The 6,175-nt window shown below is 62.3% G+C and carries 7 protein-coding genes; 2 read left to right on the top strand and 5 right to left on the bottom strand.

The window, feature by feature from the left end; all coding sequences use genetic code 11:
- From B4E36_RS01535 to B4E36_RS01525, 3 genes are all read right to left on the bottom strand, one after another.
- Nucleotides 1-437 (bottom strand): DUF2259 domain-containing protein (locus tag B4E36_RS01535; RefSeq protein ID WP_345899894.1); only part of this gene is annotated, 437 nt, incomplete at its 3' end.
- Between the two features lie 119 nt (nt 438-556).
- Nucleotides 557-1,222, bottom strand: a complete 666-nt coding sequence (gene rpe / locus B4E36_RS01530; RefSeq protein WP_345899893.1) for a ribulose-phosphate 3-epimerase — start codon at nt 1,220-1,222, stop codon at nt 557-559.
- A gap of 20 nt (nt 1,223-1,242) precedes the next feature.
- Nucleotides 1,243-2,334 (bottom strand): branched-chain amino acid ABC transporter substrate-binding protein, encoded by a 1,092-nt coding sequence (locus tag B4E36_RS01525; RefSeq protein WP_292056113.1) that lies wholly within the window; start codon nt 2,332-2,334, stop codon nt 1,243-1,245.
- A gap of 147 nt (nt 2,335-2,481) precedes the next feature.
- On the opposite strand from B4E36_RS01525, the gene B4E36_RS01520 reads away from it, so the two are divergent.
- On the top strand, nt 2,482-2,976 hold the full coding sequence (locus B4E36_RS01520; RefSeq protein ID WP_292056115.1) for a flavin reductase: 495 nt from the start codon (nt 2,482-2,484) through the stop codon (nt 2,974-2,976).
- Nucleotides 2,977-3,188: 212 nt separating this feature from the next.
- Here B4E36_RS01520 and B4E36_RS01515 read toward each other — a convergent pair whose 3' ends face one another.
- Both B4E36_RS01515 and bcp read right to left on the bottom strand, forming a co-directional pair.
- Nucleotides 3,189-4,625 (bottom strand): DEAD/DEAH box helicase, encoded by a 1,437-nt coding sequence (locus B4E36_RS01515; RefSeq protein ID WP_292056116.1) that lies wholly within the window; start codon nt 4,623-4,625, stop codon nt 3,189-3,191.
- A gap of 154 nt (nt 4,626-4,779) precedes the next feature.
- Nucleotides 4,780-5,247: a thioredoxin-dependent thiol peroxidase gene (bcp, locus tag B4E36_RS01510; RefSeq protein ID WP_345899892.1), complete on the bottom strand. Its 468-nt coding sequence runs from the start codon at nt 5,245-5,247 to the stop codon at nt 4,780-4,782.
- A 166-nt stretch (nt 5,248-5,413) separates the two neighbouring features.
- Here bcp and B4E36_RS01505 point away from each other — a divergent pair.
- Nucleotides 5,414-6,175, top strand: a 762-nt coding sequence (locus tag B4E36_RS01505; protein ID WP_345899891.1) for a hypothetical protein, incomplete at its 3' end; no start/stop codon positions are given.

The raw sequence follows: 6,175 nt of genomic DNA, 5'->3' as shown, positions 1-6,175 counted from the left end.
TCGAGGACCATCTCGCTGACGGGCGACAGGTTCGGGTGGGCGCGATACCTGATTGTCCCGTTATCGCCGTTGTTTTCCGTCACCGGATTGAAGGCGGCAAGCCAGCCGGGGTGGTCGAGCAGGTTATAATCCTGGATCATCTGCAGAGCCTCGCGCACGGCGAGCGCGCGCGCCGCGCTGATCGAGGCATTGTCGGTTTCGGTGCGAAGGCGGAACGGGGTGCCCTCCAGAAACGCGTCCTTTTCCGTATCAATGAAGAAGATATTGGAATAGGCGAAGCCGGAACCGTCTTCCTGGCCGTATTCCTCGAAGGCAAAGACCTTGCCGTCTTCCGAAAAACCGAGCGGGGTGAAGGCGGCGAAATCACCGGCGCTCGCGGTGGCCGCGGCAAGCGCGGAGACCACCGTTGCGCCGAGAATGCGTGTAAGACTTGGCATTGCAGCACCTTTTTATTGGCCGGCGCGGCGCCGGCATATCGGCAAACCTTATCGGCCGGGCGCGTGACATCGCTCCCGCCCGTTGACCCATTTCCAAGATACGCCTGAAACGCGGTACGCTAGACTGCGGCCGACCGCATTGCATCCATGGCCGGCCGGTAACTGCCGCCCTCGGCCTTGCCGAAGATGGCCGAGCCCGCGACCAGCACATTAGCGCCGGCCCTGGTGACCGCCTCCACCGTGTCCGGCGCGATGCCGCCATCGACCTGAAGCTCGATCGGGCGGTCGCCGATCAGCGCGTTGACCTGCTCGATCTTGTCGAGCATGGCGGGAATGAACGCCTGGCCGCCGAAACCGGGATTGACGGTCATCACCAGGATGAGGTCGAGATCGTCGATCACGTTTTCGATCGTCGAAACCGGTGTTGCCGGGTTCAGCGCCACGCCCGCCTTCTTGCCCAGGTTGCGGATGGTCTGGAGCGAGCGGTGCAGGTGCGGTCCGGCCTCCTGGTGCACCGTGATCCTGTCCGAGCCGGCCTTGGCAAAGGCCTCGAGATAGGGATCTGCGGGCGCGATCATCAGATGGCAGTCGAAGACGGCATCCGTGTGGCCGCGCAGTTTGGCGATGATCGGCGGGCCGAAGGTAATGTTGGGCACGAAGTGGCCGTCCATGACATCGAGATGCACCCAGTCGGCGCCGTCATCGACGACGGCGCGCACATCCTCTCCCAGTCTGGAAAAGTCGGCGGAAAGTATGGAGGGGGCGATGCGCAGGGGACGTTTCACTGCATGTATCCTTCTTGGTATTACTGGCGGGCCGAATCGAAAACCGGCACGAATTGATTACCCTGCCAGCGCAAAAGAAAATACGGATTGTCCTGAAGTTCGTGGCGGTCGGTGAAGGAAACGGGGCCGAGCGCGGTATCGAACTGGCCGGCGGCAAGCATCGCGGCGAGCCGGGCGGGATCGCCATCCGCCGCCGCCATTGCCTGGGCGGCAAGCTCGACCGCGCTTGCGGCGGGCACGACATAGCCTTCCGGGATGATGCCCTGGCTTTCGGCAAGGTCCGCGAGATCGGCGGCAGGGGGAAGCTCGCCATATTCGGGAATCCCGATCGCCATCACGCCGGGTTCGAGCGGCACATCGGTTTCCCTTGCGCTGAGCGCCTCCGCGCCGAGGAGCGTGAGATCGACGCCCTGCTGGATCGCATCCCGCGCCACGATGGCGACATCGCCGCGCGTGCCGCCGATGAACACATGGGTGGCGCCGGCCTGGGCGAGGCGGCGCACCAGCGACAATTGCTGCTCCTGCGCGGGGCGGAACGTATCGACGAGCACCGGCTGCAGCCCGCGTTCCTCCAGCGCGTTGCGCACGGCATTGACCATCTCGCGGAAATAGATCGTTCCGTCGTCGAGCAGCGCGACCGGCTGATCGATCCATTCGCCCATGATGAAATCAACGATCGCGTCGGTCTCGTCCTGATCATTGGGCGCCATGCGGAACAGTGGCCAGCCTTCCTTCAGCGCGGTGGCCATCAGCGGCATCGACCGGGCGGAAAGGGTGATCGCCGGAATGCCGGCATCCCGCAGCACCGGCATGGCGCCGCGTACGGTCTCGCTGCAGAAAAAGCCGATGGCGATATCGACGCCGGCATCGGCAAGCGTGCGGCCGATATCCGCGCCGCTGCCATCCTCGCAGCTTTCATCCACCGGGGTCAGAGCGATATCACGGTTGCGGGCGGCAAGGCTCGCGCCGTCAAGCGCCTGTTCGCCGAGAACTGCGTAGTCTCCGCTCACCGGCGCGACAACGCCGATCTTCAGGCTCTCGGCCGCAAGGGAAGGAGCGGCGGCGAGCCCGGTGATGGCGAGGCCAAGGAGACAGGCGTGAATGGATCTCATGATCGCGCGTCCTCTTCTCAAAACTTGCCGCAATGAACCCTGTCATAACCCTTGCCAGATGCAGGGGCAACGCCGTAAGTACCGCAACTGAATATCGAAGGGATGGTTCCTTGACAGTTTTTTCCACGCATGAGCGCGGCATTTTCCATGCATGATGACCCGAATTTTTCCAAACATTACCGCGATGCAATGGCCCATTATGCCGGCCACGTCCAGATCGTGACCACCGCCCATGGCGGGGTGTTGCGCGGCGTGACCGCAACGGCCGCCTGCTCGGTTTCCGACGCGCCGCCGACCGTGCTCGCCTGCGTCAATCGCATGAACGAGCACAACGCAATATTTGAGGAAAGCGGCAATTTCGCGCTCAATACGCTTGCCGCCCATCATCGTCCGCTCGCCGATGCCTTCGCGGGTTTCACCGGGCTTTCGGCCGAGGAGCGTTTCGCCATGGCCGAGTGGGAGGTCGAGGCAAGCGGCGCGCCGGTTCTTGCCGATGCGCTGGCCAGCTTTGACTGCAGGCTGGTGGAGGCCAAGGCGATGACGACACACTGGATCCTGATCGGCGAGGTCGTCAGCGTGAAGATGAGCGCGCCCGGCGAAGCCTTGCTATACTACAGGCGCGGCTATCACTACTTGTCGTGAAGTTCGGTCATCTCGAAAATACAATTGACCGATAATGCGTTTTCGTAGTATATAAAGCGCATACCAAATGAATATTAAGGGATTTTATCTGTATGTATTGCTGTAAAGGCAAGCTTACTGACGGTTTTTAGACGGCATATCAGGCATATGATTAGAGCCGCACCTCCTGAAGGACGTGCGGCTCTAATCATATTCAACGAATTGTGCCGGCGTCAGGCCTTGGCGGCGACCAGCATGAAGGCCGGGATCTCATCGCCGAAGCCGACCGGCGTGTGGTCGTCATCGCGATCGCGGCGACGCGGGCGCCGGCGATCATCATTGGCGGGCCTCTTGTCCTGAGGCGGAGCGGGCCTGCTGGCCTGGCTCGGTGCCGCCTTGCTGGCCGGCGCCGGTTTCGCGGCCTCGGACGGACGGGCCGTCTCCGCCTTTTCCTCGGCGGGCTTGCTGTCCGGCTTGCGCGACCTGCCCTTACGGGTGCGCGCGGCGGGCTTTTCGCCCTCGTCGTCGGCAGCGATCGTGCTGAGATCGCCGTCGGCATACTCGATCTTGCGATCGATCAGCTTCTCGATGGCGTCGACGAACTTGGCGTCCTTGGGGGCAACCAGCGTGAATGACGCGCCCTTGCGTCCGGCGCGGCCGGTGCGACCGATGCGGTGGACATAGTCCTCGGCATGGATCGGCACATCGTAGTTGAAGACGTGGCTGACATCGGGAATGTCGAGTCCGCGGGCGGCGACATCGGAGGCCACCAGCAACGGCAGCTTGCCGTCGCGGAAATTCTGCAGGATCGTGGTGCGCGAATGCTGATCCATGTCGCCATGAAGCGCGCCGCAGGGATAGTCGTGGCGCTGCAGCGAGCGTAAGAGGTCGGCGACCGACTTCTTGCGGTTGCAGAAGATGATCGCGTTTTTCAGATCGTCCTGCTTGTCGATGATGGCGCGCAGGGCCGCGCGCTTCTCATAGTCCTTGCCGCCGGTGGCGACGAGCTTCTGCTCGACGGTTGCCGCGGTGGAGGAGGGCGGAGCCACCTCGATGCGGGCCGGGTTCTGCAGGAACCGGTCTGCAAGCTTCTGGATCTCCGGCGGCATCGTCGCCGAGAAGAATAGCGTCTGCCGGGTAAACGGAATGAGCTTGGCGATCCGCTCGATATCGGGAATGAAGCCCATGTCGAGCATGCGGTCGGCCTCGTCGATGACCAGGATTTCCACGCCGGTCATCAAAAGCTTGCCGCGCTCGGTGTGGTCGAGCAGGCGGCCGGGCGTGCAGATCAGCACATCGGCGCCGCGTTCGATCTTGCGGTTCTGCTCCTCGAAGGAAACGCCGCCAATCAGCAGCGCGACATTGAGCTTGTGATTCTTGCCGTATTTGTCGAAATTCTCGGCCACCTGGGCCGCGAGTTCGCGGGTCGGCTCGAGAATCAGTGTGCGCGGCATGCGCGCCCTTGCCCGGCCGCGCTCCAGAAGCGTCAGCATCGGCAGCACGAAGGAAGCGGTCTTCCCGGTGCCGGTCTGGGCGATACCGCAAACATCGCGGCGCTCCAGCGCGGGCGGAATTGCGCCCGCCTGAATGGGCGTCGGTTCGCTGTAGCCGGCCTCGGTTACAGCGGAGAGTACTTTGGGACTGAGCCCAAGATCGGAAAATGAGGTCAAAGGAAAACGGGTTCCGTGTTTTCGTGACAAATTCGACGGCGCTTTCACCATCGTCATGCGTACGAGGGGCGGGATAGTCGCAAACGGCCCGAGAGTCAAGAAAACCGGGCGATCAAGGGCATTTCAACGCCGTGAAATGCCCTTTTGCCGGCAGTTACCCGCCGTTGACCGCCTCAAGCACGGCTTCGGCATGGCCGTCAGCCTTCACCTTGCGCCAGATGCGCTTGAGCGTGCCGTCCGGCGCGATCAGGAAGGTGGAGCGTTCGATGCCCATATAGGTCTTGCCATACATGCTCTTTTCCTTCCACACGCCATAGGCCTCGGCCACCGTATGATCCTCATCGGCGCCCAGCAGAACGGAAAGGTCGTGTTTCTTCGCGAATTTCGCATGGCTCTTGAGCCCGTCGGGCGAAACGCCCAGAACAATTGTGTTCGCCTTTTCAAAGCTTTCGGCAAGGGCCGTGAAGGCGATCGCCTCGACGGTGCAGCCCTTGGTGTCGTCCTTGGGGTAGAAGTAAAGCACCAGGTTCTTGCCCTGGGCGTCCGACAGCGTGAACGTCTCTTGCTCGGAAACCGGAAGGGAAAACGCGGGGGCCTCGTCGCCTTCTGTCAGTTCGGTCAAATTCTCACTCCTTTGTTCATTTAGCGTTCAAGCGGCGGTCGGCATAAATGGCGACCGGATGGAGGGTTGCGCGCTTGCCAGCGATGCGCTTCGTCGTGAATATGCCTTCAGAGATTCGCGCCGGGCAGACCTGTGTCAGCGCAGTTTATACGCTTACGGAGCGGCTTTGGACGACAGCAAGCAAAAAGATTCACTGATCAGAGGCGAGCGTACCCGTTTCGGCCGCGGCGAAAATGTTTCGCTCCACAAGCTGCCGTCGGCCCAGGCGCATGAGCCGATGATCGTGCGCGCGTCGACCCATCGCAGCTTCACGCGTCACTGCTTTCGTTTTCTGACGTTTTTCGGACTGATTGCCGGCGGTCTTCTCCTGCTCGTCTACTACGTGATCGAAAGCGGGTCGCTGGACCGGTTCCTGGCCGACAAGGCCAATGAGCAGATCGCGGCGGCGATGCCGGAGGGCTATCACGCCCGCATCGAAACCGCGCGGTTGAGACTGAGCGGTGATCTGGATTTGAACCTCAGCGTGCGCGGCGTGACGCTGCTCGGCCCCGAGGAGAAGCAGATCGCCTCGATCGGAACCATGGATTTTGCCGTCGACCCGGTAAAGCTCATCGGCGGGCAGGTCACCGTGAACTCGGTGTCGGTTGACGACATCGCGGTCGATTCCTCGGCGCTGCCCTCCACCGGCACGTTCCGCCTCACCGAGCACAGGGTCGACAGCCTGCCGGTTCTGGTCGAGCAGATGTTCACCCAGACCGATTTCGCCCGCGGCATTCTCACCGCCGCCGATACCCGCTCGATCTATCTGAGCGACATCGTGTTTCCGGTCGGCAGCGCGTCGCCGGGCAAATCCGTCAATGTCGATATCCGCGAGATCAACCTCAACCTCCTGGCCGATGGCATCCTGCGGGTCGATGGCGAAGTGCTG

The sequence above is a fragment of the Martelella sp. UBA3392 genome (assembly GCF_002358775.1).
In the GTDB taxonomy this organism is placed as follows: domain Bacteria; phylum Pseudomonadota; class Alphaproteobacteria; order Rhizobiales; family Rhizobiaceae; genus Martelella; species Martelella mediterranea.
The sequence above is the reverse complement of the archived record's forward strand: the minus strand, read 5'-3'. Positions and strand labels throughout refer to the sequence as shown.